The sequence below is a fragment of the Streptomyces sp. ATLC9 genome (assembly GCF_057196705.1).
This window is the reverse complement of the sequence record NZ_JBXUOY010000002.1, coordinates 17,720-31,571: the sequence shown is the minus strand read 5'-3', so window position 1 is coordinate 31,571 and position 13,852 is coordinate 17,720. Positions and strand designations below refer to the sequence as shown.

Here is a 13,852-nt window from a genome sequence, read left to right as displayed (position 1 = left end):
TCCCGTTGTGCGCGGGACCGTTCAGACGGCCGCCGCGCCGGGGCGCACGGCAGTGAGGACCGGTGCCTCGCCTCCGTTCCCGTTGCCCGGATCGCCCAGTGCGTACGCCTGTGCCTCACCGACGTGGAGATGCATTCCGTGCGGGATCGTGGAGTTGCGGCTGACCGCGCCGGCCTGGAAGTTCGCCGAGGTGCGCACCGCGACGCCGGTAACCGGCGGTCCGCCCAGGGCTCCGGAGGTCATCGCCGACAGCGGCGACTCCACACGGGTGACCGGGGTGACGGCCGGCACGGCGGCCAGCAGCCCCGGCGCCGGCCCCCGGGCGGTGGGGGCGGGGCGTGGCTGCACCAGGACGGCAGGTACACGCGCTGCGCCCGGACCGCTTCCGCGGGGGCCTCCTGGACGCGAGGAGGGCGGACCGGCAGACGTGGTCGGCGGGGTCGGCGGGGTCGGCGGCTTTTGTGGCGTCGGCGCCGTCAGGACGTTCGGAGGGACTTCCAGGACGAGGGCTGGCGCAGGCGGACATACTCGTCTCCGTCGCGAGGTTGCGTCACTTAACGTGTGGGTATGACTACATAAAGTCGCGGTAAGTGAATCGTAATGTCGCTCGAGGTGCCAAGGGGGAGAGCCGGAGCAATCGGGCTCACCGTTCACGCCCGGGGGTGAATAAGTCGCAGGAACCGGCCTTTTCGCTTGCGCCTCCCACCGTGCGTGTGAGGTTGGTCGCAGGTCGAGCGCATCGGCCGGAAGAGCACAGAGGCGACGACGGAGGCGATGAGATGGAGAGCATGGGAGCCGCGTGGAGGCTGACCAGAGGCGTCGCGGGAGCGGCCGTGCTGGCCGTGCTGGCCGTCGGCTGCTCGGGTTCGTCCCCGAGCGTGTCGAAGGACGAGGGACATGCGAACAAGGACGGGCGGGAGGCGAGGCCCGCGGCCAAGGCCAGGCTCATAGGCGACGGCTCCACCGCCTACATAGGCGCCCAGCCGAACCAGCCCGGTTTCGGGCGCCTGAAGCCCGGCGACAAGCCTCCGCAGTTCGTCGTCTTCTCCTGGGACGGCGCGGGGGAGGACAGCAAGAAGCTCTTCTCGCACTTCCGCGAGGTGGGAAGGGAGTACGACGCGTACATGACGTACTTCCTCAGCGGGGTGTACATGCTGCCCGAAGGGGAGGCCCACCGCTACGAGCCGCCCGGCCGTGGCCGAGGCGCCTCGGACATCGGTTACCTCAAGGACGAGAACATACGGGCCACACTGGAGCAGCTCCGAGGCGCCTGGCTCGAGGGGAACGAGATAGGCACCCATTTCAACGGCCACTTCTGCGGTGCGAACGGTGTCGGCAACTGGACGCCCGAGCAGTGGAGGAGTGAGATCGAACAGGCCAAGTGGTTCGTGAAGAACTGGAAGACCACGACCGGCTGGAAGGACCTGGAGCCCCTCCCCTTCGACTACGACCGGGAACTGGTCGGCGGCCGCACTCCCTGCCTGGAGGGCCGCGCGAACCTTCTCCCCGCCGCGAAGGAGATGGGCTTCCGCTACGACTCCTCCGGCAACGGCACCCAGGTCTGGCCCGACAAGGAGGGCGGCCTGTGGGACCTGCCGCTCCAGCAGGTGCCGATGCCCGGGCGCTCCTTCGAGACGCTCGCGATGGACTACAACTTCCTGGCCAACCAGTCGGGGACGGTCAACGGCGATCCGGCGCAGCGCGAGGCATGGGGGCGCCAGATGCGCGACGGGCTGCTGGAGGGCTTCGACCGCGCGTACGACGGCAACCGTGCGCCGATGATCATCGGCAACCACTTCGAGGACTGGAACGACGGCGTCTACATGAAGGCCGTCGAGGACGTCATCAAGAAGGTGTGCCCCATGGCCGACGTGCACTGCGTCTCCTTCAGGCAGCTCGTCGACTGGCTCGACGCCCAGGACCCGCGGCTTCTGGAAAGGCTGCGCACGCTCGGTGTGGGGCAGGCACCCGAGGGCGGCTGGAAGAAGTTCACGACCGCCCCGTCGACGGCGGCCCCCTCCCGGTCGTCCGGCGCGTAGCACCCGCCCCCCGGCCCCGGTGTCCCCGCGCACGCGGCACGGTCGGCGCACCGGGCGCACCGACCGTGCGACGCGAGGACCGGGGCCGGGTCAGACGGGCCGGGAGGGGCGGGACTGTTCCTCACGGAGCACGAAGGAGGGATCGACCTGGGCCGCCAGATCGACGCCCGTCCTCGCGTTGCCCCAGCTCTCGGCGTTCTTCAGGTGGAAGTGCACCATCTGCCGGGTGTAGCGCTCCCAGTCCCGCAGCCCGTACGAAGCGTCCGCCGTCTCCTGCATCATGCGCAGCGCCTTGTGGTTCGCGTCCTCCAGCTCGGAGAAGGGCCGGAGGCGGCCCTTCTCCATCGCCCGAACCCAGTCGGAGTGCCCGACGGTCACCAGGAGGTCGTCCCCCGCCTCGGCATGCAGGAAGTCCAGGTCGTCCTGGCACTGCACCTTGTTGCCCACCACGCGCAGCTGGACGTCGTAGTCCCGGGCGTACTCCTTGTACTGCCGGTAGACCGCCATGCCCTTGCGGGTCGGTTCGGCCACCAGGAACGTCATGTCGAAGCGCGTGAACATCCCGGAGGCGAAGGAGTCGGAGCCCGCCGTCATGTCGACCACCACGAACTCCCCGCGCCCGTCGACCAGGTGGTTCAGACACAGCTCGACGGCGCCGACCTTGGAGTGGTAGCAGGCCACGCCCAGATCCGCCTCGGTGAAGGGGCCGGTGGCCAGCAGCCGTACATCGCCGCCGTCGGGAACGCCCCCGGGCCGGACGCGGCGGGCGCATGCGTCGTACACGGGGTTGTCCTCGGCGATCCGCAGCAGCCGGGATCCCTCACCGGGCGGAGTCGTCTTGATCATCGTCTCGGCCGAGACGATCCGGGGGTTGGCGCCGCGCAGATACTCCTTGATCAGCGGCAGACGGGCGCCCATCGCCGGCAGGGCGGCCGCCTCCTCCTCGTCCAGGCCCAGTGCGACGCCCAGGTGCTGGTTGATGTCGGCGTCCACGGCGACGACGGGGAGGCGCCGGGCGGCCAGGTGGCGGACGAACAGCGAGGACAGCGTCGTCTTGCCGCTGCCGCCCTTTCCTACGAAAGCGATTTTCACAGTCGGAAGCGTAGTGGGGTGCCCGTGGTGCGGCCGGGGGCCGCGTGAAGAAGACCACTCGATCGTGGGGCTTTCGCGCCGTCGGCGGTGCGTAGGGTCTAGGCATGTCTACGACTGCTGATCCCCTCGCCGCGCTGGGCGCGCTGCCCGGTGTCGCCGACTCCGTCGAATCGGTGCGCAAGGCCGTGGACCGGGTGTACGGGCATCGGGTGATGCGGCGGCGCAGCAGCGAGGTCACCGCCGAGGCGGTGCTGAGAGGCGCCCGCGCCTCGGCGGCGCTCGGCGGCGCCGACTGGCCGCTGGAAGAGGTGCGCCGCCGCAGCGACTTCGGCGCGGACGCCGAGGCGCGGGCGGTCGGCGCGGCCCTGCGGGTGACCGCGGAGGCCGGTCAACTGCTGGACGTGTGGCGGCAGTCGCCTCTGCGGGTGCTGGCCAGGCTCCACCTGGTGGCGGCGGGCGGTGAGGCGGACGGCGAGCGGGTGGGCCGGCCGCGGCTGGCGGGTGAGCCGGTGGAGGAGCCTTTGGTGTCCGGGCTGCCACTGCCGGAAGCCGCCGAGGTCTCGGCCCGGCTGGACGCCCTGGCGCAGCTGGTGGTCGCGGGTACCTCCGCACCCGCGCTGGTGGTGGCGGCGGTGGTGCACGGTGAGCTGATGGCCCTGCGGCCCTTCGGGGCGTACAACGGCCTGGTCGCCCGGGCGGCGGAGCGGATCGTGCTGATCGGCGGCGGCCTCGACCCGAAGTCCGTCTGTCCCCCGGAGGTCGGTCACGCCGAGCAGGGCGAGGGCGCCTATGTCAGGACTCTGGAGGGATACGTCTCCGGCAGCCCGGAAGGATTGGCGGCGTGGATCGGCCACTGTGGCCGGGCCGTGGGGCTGGGCGCACGGGAGAGCACGGCGGTCTGCGAGGCCCTCCAGCGCGGGGCGGCCTGACGTACGAGAGGTGCACAGGCCTGCTCCGCGGGGCGGGGAGAGCGACCGGGGACCCGTACACGGTGATGCGGCGGCACCGGCGCGAGGTCGGTGTCGCCGCTGGCACGTCCGTCGGGGTACCAGGCGTGCACGGTACTGCCGTCATCAGGGGGGACTTCGCCCGACCCTGGTGCGGCCGGCCCTATCGCGGGTCTGCTGCGCGTGGGTTCCCGGCTTCCATGCTCGGTCCGTGGGGCCTTCTTCTGCGCCGACCCTCCTTTCGGACGGTATCGACCAGGTCTCGCGGGCCGTTGACTCCTTTGTACCCGAAACAGGGACGAACCGGAACCTCTCTCCGCGGATCTTTGCTTTCCGCTTCAACCCTCCTGAAAGCTCCGGAACACCGCGGAGGTGGCATCGGGTCCGGCCGGAGTGCGGCGGTGCTCACGCCGCGCCGGGGCGGGCGCGCCGTCGGCTCGCGTACCAGACCAGGCCGGCGGTCGCCGCCGCCGCGCCCACCGCCACCGCGGCGGCCAGCGCGGGGCGCTGAGGCATGGCGAGCGAGGGGACCCGTTGCTTGAGGCGGACCGGACGCTGGAAGGCGAGGATCGGCCAGTCCCGGGTCACCGCCTCCCGGCGCAGCGCCCGGTCGGGGTTGACGGCGTGCGGGTGACCGACCGCCTCCAGCATGGGGATGTCGGTGGCCGAGTCGCTGTAGGCGTAGCAGCGCGAGAGGTCGTACCCCTCGGACTCCGCCAGTTCGCGCACGGCCTCCGCCTTGGTCGGACCGTACGCGTAGTACTCGATCTCGCCCGTGAAGCAGCCGCCCTCGACGACCATGCGCGTCGCCACGACGCGGTCCGCGCCTATCAGCTCGCCGATCGGCTCGACCACCTCCGCGCCTGAGGTGCTCACGATCACGACATCGCGTCCGGCGAGGTGGTGCTCCTCGATGAGGGAGGCGGCCTCGTCGTAGACGATCGGGTCGATGAGTTCGTGGATGGTCTCGGCGACGATCTCCCTGACCTGCTGGACGTTCCAGCCGCGGCACATCGCGGACAGGTAGGCGCGCATCCGTTCCATCTGGTCGTGGTCGGCGCCTCCGGCGAGGAACACGAACTGCGTGTACGCGGTGCGCAGTGCGGCACGCCGATTGATCAGCCCGCCCTGGTAGAAGGACTTGCCGAAGGTGAGCGTGCTCGACTTCGCAATGACCGTCTTGTCCAGGTCGAAGAAGGCAGCGGTGCGCGGCAGCGAGTGGTTTTCCACGAGGCTGAGCATATGCGCCCACCATTCGGCGTAAGGTGGGGCGCGTGGGTTTGCCTGAGAAGGCTCTCGGGTACACCATGGAAGTCACGGATCGTTCGCGACCGTGCTACCCCGGTCCGGCTCCTCCCCCCCCGAGTCGGCCGTGGAGACGACCCCCGCTCTCCCCCCCGGCGGGGGTCGTCGCATGTCCGGACGCGTTTTGCGTCGTCGGAGCCCCCTCCTCCGGTCCGCGGCGGCGCGAGCCCCCTCCCTCTGTGGTCGGTCACTCTCCGTATTCGTCAGCCCGCTCGTGTGGAGTCACTCGTTTGGGTGAGCGAGTTATTCACAACTGCCGAGTTGTCCACGTATTTAGACCAAGATCAACGAGTTTTTCCGTTCCCCGGCACGGTGTTTGAGCACGGAGTTCGCGGAGCCACCGCGAACTGGAGAGCGAGAATCCGGAAGGGGAACGGGACGTGACCGGAAGCATCCTGATCGTCACCGAGGACGAGAAACTGCTGGACGATCTGCTGCGCCTGTGCGCGGCGGCCGGGGCCGAGGCGGAGGTGGCGCACGGCGTGCCCCCGGCCCCGGGGCGATGGGGGAACGCCCCGCTGGTGCTGATCGGCGACGACCGGGCCGACGCGCTGTCCCGGTCGGCGCGTGCGCCCGCGCGCCGACCGGGTGTGCTGCTCATCGGCCGGGACCTGGACGACCCCGGCATCTGGCGGCGTGGTGTGGGGGTCGGAGCGGAGCACGTGGTGCTCCTGCCCGACGGCGAGTCGTGGCTCACCGGCCGGATCGCCGACGCGGCCGAGGGTGTCGGACGGCAGGCACTGACCGTCGGGGTGATGGGCGGACGCGGCGGGGCCGGGGCCTCCACTCTGGCCTGCGCGCTGGCCCTCACGGCCGCGCGTGCGGGACACCGCACGATGCTCGTCGACGGTGATCCGCTCGGCGGCGGGCTCGATGTGCTGCTCGGCGGGGAGCGGGCGGAGGGACTGCGCTGGCCTGCGTTCGCCGACTCGCGCGGCCGGGTCGGCGGCGCGGCTCTGGAGGAATCCCTGCCCACTCTGCACGGTCTGCGGCTGCTCAGCTGGGACAGAGGGGAGAGCGCGGCCGTCCCGCCGGAGGCGGTGCGCGCGGTCCTGGGAGCGGCCAGGCGGCGCGGCGGAGTGGTCGTGGTGGATCTGCCGAGGCAACTGGACGAGACCGTTGCCGAGGTGCTGGCGCAACTCGACCTCGGCCTGTTGGTCGTGCCCGCCGAGCTACGGGCCGTCGCGGCGGCGCAGCGGGTCGCCTCCCGGGTGAGCTTGGTGCTGCGGGATCTGCGGGCGGTGGTGCGTGGCCCCTTCGGACCGGGACTGGAGGGAGACGAGATCGCCCGTCTGCTGGGGCTGCGGCTGGTCGGCGAGATGCCCTCCGAAGGAGGGTTGACGGACGCGGTGGACGCAGGCCGTCCGCCCGGCACGGACGTGCGTGGCCCGCTGGCCCGGTTCTGCACGGAATTCTGGGCCCGCGCACTGCCGGAGAGCGGCAGGGCACGGCCCGCCGATGGCCGGGGGAGCGTGGCCGCGTGAGTGTGCGCACGGACGGTCGGAGGACCGCGCGCGGTGAATCGGATGCGCGCGCTCACGCGTACGGCGGGACACCCGCTCCGCGGACGCTGGTGGACGCGGTACGTCTGCGGCTGGCTGAAGCCGGCGCGGAACCCACGCCCGCCCGGGTCGCGGCGGCCCTGCGGGCCCAGGGGCGGCTACTCGGGGACAGTGCGGTGCTGGGCGTGGTGGAGGCGCTGCGCTCGGAGATGGTCGGCGCCGGGCCTCTGGAGCCGCTGCTGGCCGAGCCGGAGGTCACGGACGTCCTGGTGACCGCTCCGGACGAGGTCTGGGTGGACCGCGGTGGCGGAGTGGAGCGCACCGCCGTCCGTTTCCCCGATGCGGCGGCGGTGCGCAGACTCGCACAGCGGCTGGCCACCTCGGCGGGGCGGCGGCTGGACGACGCCCGTCCCTGGGTGGATGCCCGGCTTCCGGACGGGACCCGGCTGCACGCGGTGCTGCCCCCGGTGGCGGTGGGCTGTACATGCCTGTCCCTACGGGTGGTACGGCCGCGGGCTTTCGCCCTGCCGGAGCTGACGGCGGCCGGTACGGTGCCTCCGGGCGGGGAGACCTTGCTGAGGGCGATCCTGGACGCCAGGCTGTCGTTCCTGGTCAGCGGTGGGACGGGGTCGGGGAAGACGACCTTGCTGTCGAGTCTGCTGGGGCTGGTGGGGCCGAAGGAGCGGATCGTCCTGGCCGAGGACTCGGCCGAACTGCGCCCCGACCATCCGCATGTGGTGCGACTGGAGACGCGTCCGGCCAACCAGGAGGGCGCGGGCCGCGTCACCCTGCGGGACCTGGTGCGGCAGGCGCTGCGCATGCGGCCTGACCGGCTCGTGGTCGGTGAGGTGCGCGGCGCTGAGGTGACGGATCTGCTGGCCGCGCTGAATACGGGGCATGAGGGCGGCTGCGGGACGGTCCATGCCAACGCGGCGGCCGATGTGCCGGCCCGGCTGGAGGCACTGGGTACCACGGCGGGTCTCGACCGGACGGCGCTGCACAGCCAGCTCGCGGCGGCGTTGTCGGTGGTTGTCCACCTGGTGAGGGACCGCCGGGGCCGGAGGCGGATCGCCGAGATCCATGTGCTGGAACAGGACCGGTACGGCCTGGTGGCGACGGTGCCCGCCGCTGTCCGGGGACCGGAGGGCTTCGTGCGGGAACGGGGCTGGCCGAGTCTGGAGCGGTCGTGCGCGCGGGGCGGCGGTGAGCTGTGACGGCGGCCGGAGTACAGGCGGGGGCGCAGCCCGAAGTGGTGTACGCGGGTTCGGTCTGCGCGGTGATGGTGTGCGCCGGAGCGGTGAACCGGATGCTGGGCCGGTCCGGGGAGAGGGCGCGGAGGGCCCGGCTGCTGCGCGCCGACTGCGTCGAGCCGGTGTCACGGTGGGGCGGCTCGGCAGGTGGTGCCGTGGAGGCCTTCGTCCGGACGGCGCGCGGGGCCGGAGCCCGGGTGGGCCCTGCGTGGTGGTGCCTGGCGGCGGGTGTCCTGCTGGCGCTGCTGGGGGAGTCGGTACTGCCGCTGCCGGCCGGTGTGGTGGCGGTGCCGCTGCTCGATCGCCGGCTGCGGGCACGGGAGCGCCGCCGTACGGGGAGAGCGAGGGAGGCGACTGTCATCGCCCTGTGCTCGGCGGTCGCGGGCGAACTGCGGGCCGGACGCACACCGGAGCGGGCCCTGCTGGCGGCCGGCATGCCCGGCTTCGGGGGCGCGGGGGCGGCGGTGTTGGCGGCGGCCCGGTTCGGAGGGGACGTGCCGGAGGCGCTGCGGCAGGCGGCTCGGCGGGAGGGGGCGGAAGGGCTCGGCGGAATGGCCGCCTGCTGGCGGGTGGCGGTGGACAGGGGCGCGGGCCTCGCGGACGGGCTGGACCGGGTGGCCGGTTCACTGCGGGCGGAGCGCGACCGGCGGGAGGAACTGCGGGCGCAGTTGGCCGGGCCGCGGTCCACGGCTCTGGTCCTGGCGCTGCTGCCGTTCTTCGGGCTGCTGCTGGGCGGTGCGATGGGAGCGAGGCCACTGCACGTACTGCTCCACAGCCCGGCCGGTTGGGCCTGTCTGGTCGGCGCCGGGTTGCTGGAGTGGGCCGGACTGGCATGGGTTTCCCGGATCGTCCGAAGGGCGGAGGAGGGCGGGCGGAGATGAGCGGCGGATTTGTCCACAGTATGTGGACAGTGTGTGCGGGGTCTTCCGCGTCGCTCCCGCCGCCGCGGTTGCCCGCGCTGTCCCTCTCGGTCGCCGCGCTGTGTCTGCTCGGCGGGGTGTCGGCGGCCGGCCGGGTGCGGCGGCTTCGCCGGCGCCGGTCGGTGGATCTGCCGGCAGCCGGAGCCCGGTCCCGGGGCGATACCGGGGCCGGAGTGCGGAAGGTGCTGCGCGTAACCGGAGTGTGGCGATCTTCGGCCCGGGAGGCGGCCGCTATGACCGGGGCCGTCGCCCTGGGGGTCGCCCTGGTCGGAGGCCCGGTCGGCTGTCTGCTCGGGACGGCCGCGGCGTACGGCGCGCGGCGCCTGCTGCGGGAGAAGAGGGCGCGAGGAAATGCCTCAAAGCAACGCCATGATGGCACATGGGGTGCGAGATCGCATTCGGATGTCGAGTCGTCGGTGACAGGACAACTACCGATCACCGCGGAACTCCTGGCCGCCTGCCTGGCGGCCGGGTCGGGGCCGGAAGAGGCGGCCGGTGCGGTGGGCGGCTCGGTGGGTGGCCCCCTTGGCGAGAGGTTGGTGCGGGCTTCGGCCGAACTGCGGCTCGGCGGCGATCCGGTGGCCGTCTGGGCGCGGCTGGGCGAACTGCCGGGGGCGGCGGGGCTGGCCCGGTGCCTGGAACGGGCGGGGACGACCGGTGTGCCTGCGGTCGAACCGGTGGGTCGTCTGGCCGCCGAGTGCCGGGCCCGGCAAGCCCGGGCGGCCACGGAGCGGGCACGGCGGGCCGCGGTCCTGGTCACCGGACCGCTGGGGCTGTGCTTCCTGCCCGCCTTTCTGCTGGCGGGTGTGGTTCCGGTGGTCATCGGTCTGGCGCGATCGCTGCTGTGAACCGCACGGCACGGGCCGCGGCGGACGCGGAGTCGGTACGGACAAACGAGATGGAGGAGCGGGTCATGCGGGAACGATCGACAGGAGGACGAGCGATGCGGGCACGGGCTGTGCGGAGCCGGACGGCGGTGTGGACCGGCCGGAGGACGTGTGGAGCCCGCGACCGGGACGCACAGGCGGGAATGAGCACGGCGGAGTACGCGGTGGGCACGATCGCCGCCGCGGGTTTCGCGGCGGTGCTCTACAAAATCGTCACCAGTGGCCCGGTCTCCACGGCGATGCGACAGCTGATCGAGCGTGCGCTCGATGCGGGTTTCTGAAAGGCGTGACGGGGGCTATGTCACTGCGGAGACCGCCGTGGTGGTCCCCACCCTGGTCGCTCTGCTCGGTCTGCTGCTGTGGGGTGGGGCCGCGGTGGTCGCACAGGTGCGCTGCGTGGACGCGGCGGGTGCGGGAGCGCGGGCGGTGGCGAGGGGCGAGCCGCCTGAGAAGGTCCGCCGAGCCGTGCGGGAGGTCGCGCCGCGGGGAGCGGAACTGGAGACGTCCAGGGAGGGTGAGCTGGTGCGGGTACGGGTCACGGCGAGGACGGCAGGTCCCGGCCCGGTCGGCCTGGAACTGGAGGCTGAGGCGGTGGCGTATGCGGAACCGGGGTGATCGCCGGCCGGCTCCCGGCGGCGCCCGTTCCCGGGAACGGGGCTCGGCCACGGTGTGGGCCGCGCTGTGCGGGCTGGTGCTGTGCACGGTGGCGGCGGGCGTACTGGGGCTGGGACAGGCCGTCGTCACGCGCCACCGCGCGGGCGCGGCGGCGGACGCGGCAGCGCTCGCGGCGGCCGATCACGCTCTTCGGGGCGTTGAGGAGGCGTGTGCCGCCGCGCGGCGGGTGGCAGCCGCGCAGCGGGCGAGGGTGGTGCGCTGCCGGGTACGGGAGGAGGTCGCGGACCTCACGGTGCGGGTGCGGTCGGGTCCGTACTCCGCCGGGGTGAGGGCTCGGGCGGGACCTGCCGCAGCAACTCCGTGAGAAGCCGTATCGCGCCGCGCTTGTGCAGGGGATCGTTGCCGTTGCCGCACTTGGGCGACTGGATGCACGAAGGGCAGCCGCTGTCGCACTCGCACGCGGCGATGGCCCGGCGGGTCGCGGTCAGCCAGTCGCGGGCGGTGTGGAAGGCGCGTTCCGCGAAGCCGGCGCCGCCGGGGTGTCCGTCGTAGACGAAGACCGTCGGCAGCAGGGTGTCGGGATGCAGCGGCACCGAGACGCCGCCGATGTCCCAGCGGTCGCAGGTGGCGAAGAGCGGCAGCATGCCGATGGAGGCGTGCTCTGCGGCGTGCAGGGCGCCGGGCAGTGTCTCGGGGCCGATCCGGGCGGCGTCGAGCTGGTCCTCGGTGACCGTCCACCACACCGCGCGGGTGCGCAGGGTGCGCGGCGGCAGGTCCAGTCCGGACTCGCCGAGCACCTCGCCGGTGACGAGCCTGCGGCGCAGGTAGGAGACGACCCGGTTGGTGACCTCGACCGAGCCGAAGCACAGCCGTGCCCCGCCCCAGGGGATCTCGGTGTCGGTCTCCAGCACGGAGACCGAGGTGGTGTCCCTGGCCATCGTCGTCCAGGGTGGGCTCGCCTCCTCGACCAGGGCGACCGAGTCCTCCAGGTCGAGGCGGCGGACCACATAGGTACGGCCCTGGTGGAGGTGGACCGCGCCGTCGTGGACGGTGGTGTGGGCCGCCGCGGCGTCGACCGTGCCCAGCAGCCGCCCGGTGCCGTCCTCCACCACCTGGACGGGCCGGCCGCCCTGGCCGCGGATGTCGGTGAGATCGGTGGCCCGCTCGCGGCGGGTCCAGTACCAGCCGGTCTTCCGTCGGCGTAGCAGTCCGCGCCGTTCCAGCAACGGCATCAGATCGGGTACGGCCGGCCCGAACAGCTCGAAATCCGCTTCGGTGAGGGGTGCCTCCGCCGCCGCGGCGCACAGATGGGGGGTGAGGACGTAGGGGTTGTCCGGATCCAGGACGGTGGACTCCACGGGGCGGCGGAAGACCGCGTCGGGGTGGTGTACGAGGTAGGTGTCCAGTGGGTCGTCCCGGGCGACGAGGACGGCCAGGGCGCCCTGGCCCGCCCGTCCGGCGCGCCCGGCCTGCTGCCACAGGGAGGCGCGGGTGCCGGGATAGCCGGCCAGGATCACGGCGTCGAGGCCGGACACGTCGATACCGAGTTCGAGGGCGGTGGTGGCGGCCAGTCCGAGGAGTTCACCGGAGTGCAGTGATCGCTCCAGTGCGCGGCGCTCCTCGGGCAGGTAGCCGCCCCGGTAGGCGGCGATCCGTCCGGCCAGGGAGCGGTCCACCTCGGACAGCCGCTCCTGGGTGATCAGCGAGATCAGCTCGGCGCCGCGTCGGGAGCGTACGAAGGCGACGGTCCGCACGCCCTGGACGGCGAGGTCGGTGAGGAGGTCGGCGGCCTCGGCGGTGGCGGTCCGCCGTACCGGGGCGCCGCGCTCACCGTGCATCTCCGTCAGCGGGGGCTCCCAGAGGGCGAAGACCACCTCGCCGCGCGGGGAGGCGTCCTCGGTGATCTCGGTCACGGGCAGGCCCGTGAGGCGGGTGGCGGCCTCACCCGGTTCGGCGGCCGTGGCGGAGGCCAGCAGGAAGACCGGTTCGGAGCCGTAGCGGGCACACACGCGCCGCAGCCGGCGCAGCACCTGGGCGACGTGGGAGCCGAACACACCGCGGTAGGTGTGGCACTCGTCGACGACCACATAGCGCAGGGCGCGCAGGAAGGAGGACCAGCGGGGGTGGGCGGGGAGTATCCCGCGGTGCAGCATGTCGGGGTTGGTGAGTACGTGGTTGGCGTACTGCCGCACCCATTCGCGCTCCTCGAAAGGGGTGTCACCGTCGTAGACCGCCGGGCGTACGGCGCTGCCCAGCGGGGCGGCCAGTTCGCCCACGGTCCGCCGCTGGTCGGCGGCCAGCGCCTTGGTCGGGGCGAGGTAGAGAGTGGTGGTGCCGCGTCCGTTCGGAGCCTGCGCGCCCTCCAGCAGCACGCTGAGCACCGGAGCCAGATAGGCCAGCGACTTGCCGGACGCAGTGCCGGTGGCGATCACCACCGATTCCCCTCGCAGCGCGTACCCGGCGGCGCGGGCCTGATGCTCCCACGGACGGTCGATGCCGGCGGCGCGAATCGCGTCGATCACTTCCGGCCGAATCTGACCAGGCCAGTCCGCATGACGACCGTTCCGCGGGGGCAAGTGCTCCACATGGGTGATGCGCACGGCCCGGTCCGCCCCTGCGGCAAGGCTTTCGAGGACCGTTCGGGGAGACGGGGACGGGGGACGTGCGCCTGCAGACGTCGCGCGGTGGTTGGTGGCCATCGGAATCGAGTGTGTCACCGGCGCGACGGACAATGGTCGCAAGGCGTCGTGCAGGCCCCCGGGTAAGTGATTGAATGCTTCTGCGGCTGCCGATCCGTCCTCTACCTTCGGCGGGGAGACGATCTCCCCACGTCCGGTGGGGATGGCCCGTCCTCACCTTCCGGTGAGGAGGAGCCAAGGGGGCGGACCGCTCGATAGCAAGGTGCTGGAGGATCTGTGGACCTGTCCCTGTCGACCCGTACCGTCGGCGATCGCACGATCGTCTCGGTGGGTGGCGAGATCGATGTATACACCGCGCCCAAGTTGCGTGAGCAGCTGGTCGAGCTGGTGAACGACGGCAGCTACCACCTGGTCGTGGACATGGAGGGCGTTGACTTCCTCGACTCCACCGGCCTCGGTGTGCTCGTCGGCGGACTCAAGCGCGTGCGTGCCCACGAGGGGTCGCTGCGCCTGGTCTGCAACCAGGAGCGCATTCTCAAGATCTTCCGTATCACCGGCCTGACCAAGGTGTTCCCCATCCACACCTCGGTCGACGAGGCCGTGGCGGCCACCGACTGAGAGACGAGCCGAGCAAGCCCGTACAAGGCGTCCGGGGG

14 protein-coding genes are annotated in these 13,852 nt (G+C 72.4%); 10 read left to right on the top strand and 4 right to left on the bottom strand.

Going from position 1 to position 13,852, the window contains the following annotated elements; all coding sequences use genetic code 11:
* Positions 1 to 21 precede the first annotated feature (21 nt).
* A complete protein-coding gene (locus AC2CJA_RS00465; RefSeq protein ID WP_484600607.1) occupies positions 22 to 348 on the bottom strand; it encodes a hypothetical protein in 327 nt (108 codons plus the stop codon).
* 440 nt (positions 349 to 788) lie between these two features.
* Here AC2CJA_RS00465 and AC2CJA_RS00460 point away from each other — a divergent pair, with 440 nt between their 5' ends.
* Entirely contained in the window at positions 789 to 2,039 is a 1,251-nt protein-coding gene (locus tag AC2CJA_RS00460) for a polysaccharide deacetylase family protein (RefSeq protein WP_484600634.1), read from the top strand.
* Between the two features lie 90 nt (positions 2,040 to 2,129).
* On the opposite strand, the gene AC2CJA_RS00455 is transcribed toward AC2CJA_RS00460, so the two are convergent.
* Positions 2,130 to 3,131 carry an ATP-binding protein gene (locus AC2CJA_RS00455; RefSeq protein ID WP_484600606.1) on the bottom strand — a complete coding sequence of 334 codons (1,002 nt, stop codon included), beginning with the start codon at positions 3,129 to 3,131 and terminating at the stop codon, positions 2,130 to 2,132.
* A gap of 104 nt (positions 3,132 to 3,235) precedes the next feature.
* On the opposite strand from AC2CJA_RS00455, the gene AC2CJA_RS00450 reads away from it, so the two are divergent.
* A complete protein-coding gene (locus AC2CJA_RS00450) occupies positions 3,236 to 4,060 on the top strand; it encodes a Fic family protein (RefSeq protein ID WP_484600605.1) in 825 nt (274 codons plus the stop codon).
* A gap of 423 nt (positions 4,061 to 4,483) precedes the next feature.
* Here the strand turns inward: AC2CJA_RS00450 and AC2CJA_RS00445 are convergent, their stop codons facing one another.
* A complete protein-coding gene (locus tag AC2CJA_RS00445; RefSeq protein ID WP_484600604.1) occupies positions 4,484 to 5,320 on the bottom strand; it encodes an HAD family hydrolase in 837 nt (278 codons plus the stop codon).
* 443 nt (positions 5,321 to 5,763) lie between these two features.
* Here AC2CJA_RS00445 and ssd point away from each other — a divergent pair, with 443 nt between their 5' ends.
* The 7 genes from ssd (at position 5,764) to AC2CJA_RS00410 (ending at position 10,921) form a co-directional block, all read left to right on the top strand.
* On the top strand, positions 5,764 to 6,867 hold the full coding sequence (gene ssd / locus AC2CJA_RS00440) for a septum site-determining protein Ssd (RefSeq protein WP_484600603.1): 1,104 nt from the start codon (positions 5,764 to 5,766) through the stop codon (positions 6,865 to 6,867).
* Between the two features lie 86 nt (positions 6,868 to 6,953).
* The gene (locus tag AC2CJA_RS00435) at positions 6,954 to 8,099 is read left to right on the top strand and encodes a TadA family conjugal transfer-associated ATPase (RefSeq protein ID WP_484600633.1); all 1,146 of its coding nucleotides are present in this window, start codon (positions 6,954 to 6,956) and stop codon (positions 8,097 to 8,099) included.
* A gap of 65 nt (positions 8,100 to 8,164) precedes the next feature.
* Complete coding sequence (locus AC2CJA_RS00430) at positions 8,165 to 9,016, top strand: type II secretion system F family protein (RefSeq protein ID WP_484600632.1); 852 nt, start codon at positions 8,165 to 8,167, stop codon at positions 9,014 to 9,016.
* Positions 9,017 to 9,036: 20 nt separating this feature from the next.
* Positions 9,037 to 9,903 carry a type II secretion system F family protein gene (locus AC2CJA_RS00425; protein ID WP_484600631.1) on the top strand — a complete coding sequence of 289 codons (867 nt, stop codon included), beginning with the start codon at positions 9,037 to 9,039 and terminating at the stop codon, positions 9,901 to 9,903.
* 203 nt (positions 9,904 to 10,106) lie between these two features.
* Entirely contained in the window at positions 10,107 to 10,223 is a 117-nt protein-coding gene (locus tag AC2CJA_RS00420) for a DUF4244 domain-containing protein (protein WP_484600602.1), read from the top strand.
* A gap of 37 nt (positions 10,224 to 10,260) precedes the next feature.
* Entirely contained in the window at positions 10,261 to 10,557 is a 297-nt protein-coding gene (locus tag AC2CJA_RS00415; RefSeq protein WP_484600601.1) for a TadE family type IV pilus minor pilin, read from the top strand.
* On the top strand, positions 10,541 to 10,921 hold the full coding sequence (locus tag AC2CJA_RS00410) for an Rv3654c family TadE-like protein (protein ID WP_484600600.1): 381 nt from the start codon (positions 10,541 to 10,543) through the stop codon (positions 10,919 to 10,921). Before AC2CJA_RS00415 ends, AC2CJA_RS00410 begins: the two co-directional genes overlap by 17 nt.
* On the opposite strand, the gene AC2CJA_RS00405 is transcribed toward AC2CJA_RS00410, so the two are convergent.
* On the bottom strand, positions 10,845 to 13,256 hold the full coding sequence (locus tag AC2CJA_RS00405; protein WP_484600599.1) for a DEAD/DEAH box helicase: 2,412 nt from the start codon (positions 13,254 to 13,256) through the stop codon (positions 10,845 to 10,847). The genes AC2CJA_RS00410 and AC2CJA_RS00405 overlap by 77 nt on opposite strands.
* Before the next feature lie 216 nt (positions 13,257 to 13,472).
* Here AC2CJA_RS00405 and bldG point away from each other — a divergent pair, with 216 nt between their 5' ends.
* Positions 13,473 to 13,814, top strand: a complete 342-nt coding sequence (bldG, locus tag AC2CJA_RS00400) for an anti-sigma factor antagonist BldG (RefSeq protein ID WP_093657489.1) — start codon at positions 13,473 to 13,475, stop codon at positions 13,812 to 13,814.
* The last annotated feature ends 38 nt before the right edge of the window (positions 13,815 to 13,852 follow it).

What these genes read in the sequence shown, in the direction of transcription:
- AC2CJA_RS00460 (WP_484600634.1), top strand. Translation starts at nt 789, where the DNA reads ATGGGAGCCGCGTGGAGGCTGACCAGAGGCGTCGCGGGAGCGGCCGTG.
- AC2CJA_RS00450 (WP_484600605.1), top strand. Translation starts at nt 3,236, where the DNA reads ATGTCTACGACTGCTGATCCCCTCGCCGCGCTGGGCGCGCTGCCCGGT.
- AC2CJA_RS00445 (WP_484600604.1), bottom strand. Translation starts at nt 5,320, where the DNA reads ATGCTCAGCCTCGTGGAAAACCACTCGCTGCCGCGCACCGCTGCCTTC.
- AC2CJA_RS00430 (WP_484600632.1), top strand. Translation starts at nt 8,165, where the DNA reads ATGGTGTGCGCCGGAGCGGTGAACCGGATGCTGGGCCGGTCCGGGGAG.
- AC2CJA_RS00425 (WP_484600631.1), top strand. Translation starts at nt 9,037, where the DNA reads ATGTGGACAGTGTGTGCGGGGTCTTCCGCGTCGCTCCCGCCGCCGCGG.
- AC2CJA_RS00410 (WP_484600600.1), top strand. Translation starts at nt 10,541, where the DNA reads ATGCGGAACCGGGGTGATCGCCGGCCGGCTCCCGGCGGCGCCCGTTCC.
- AC2CJA_RS00405 (WP_484600599.1), bottom strand. Translation starts at nt 13,256, where the DNA reads ATGGCCACCAACCACCGCGCGACGTCTGCAGGCGCACGTCCCCCGTCC.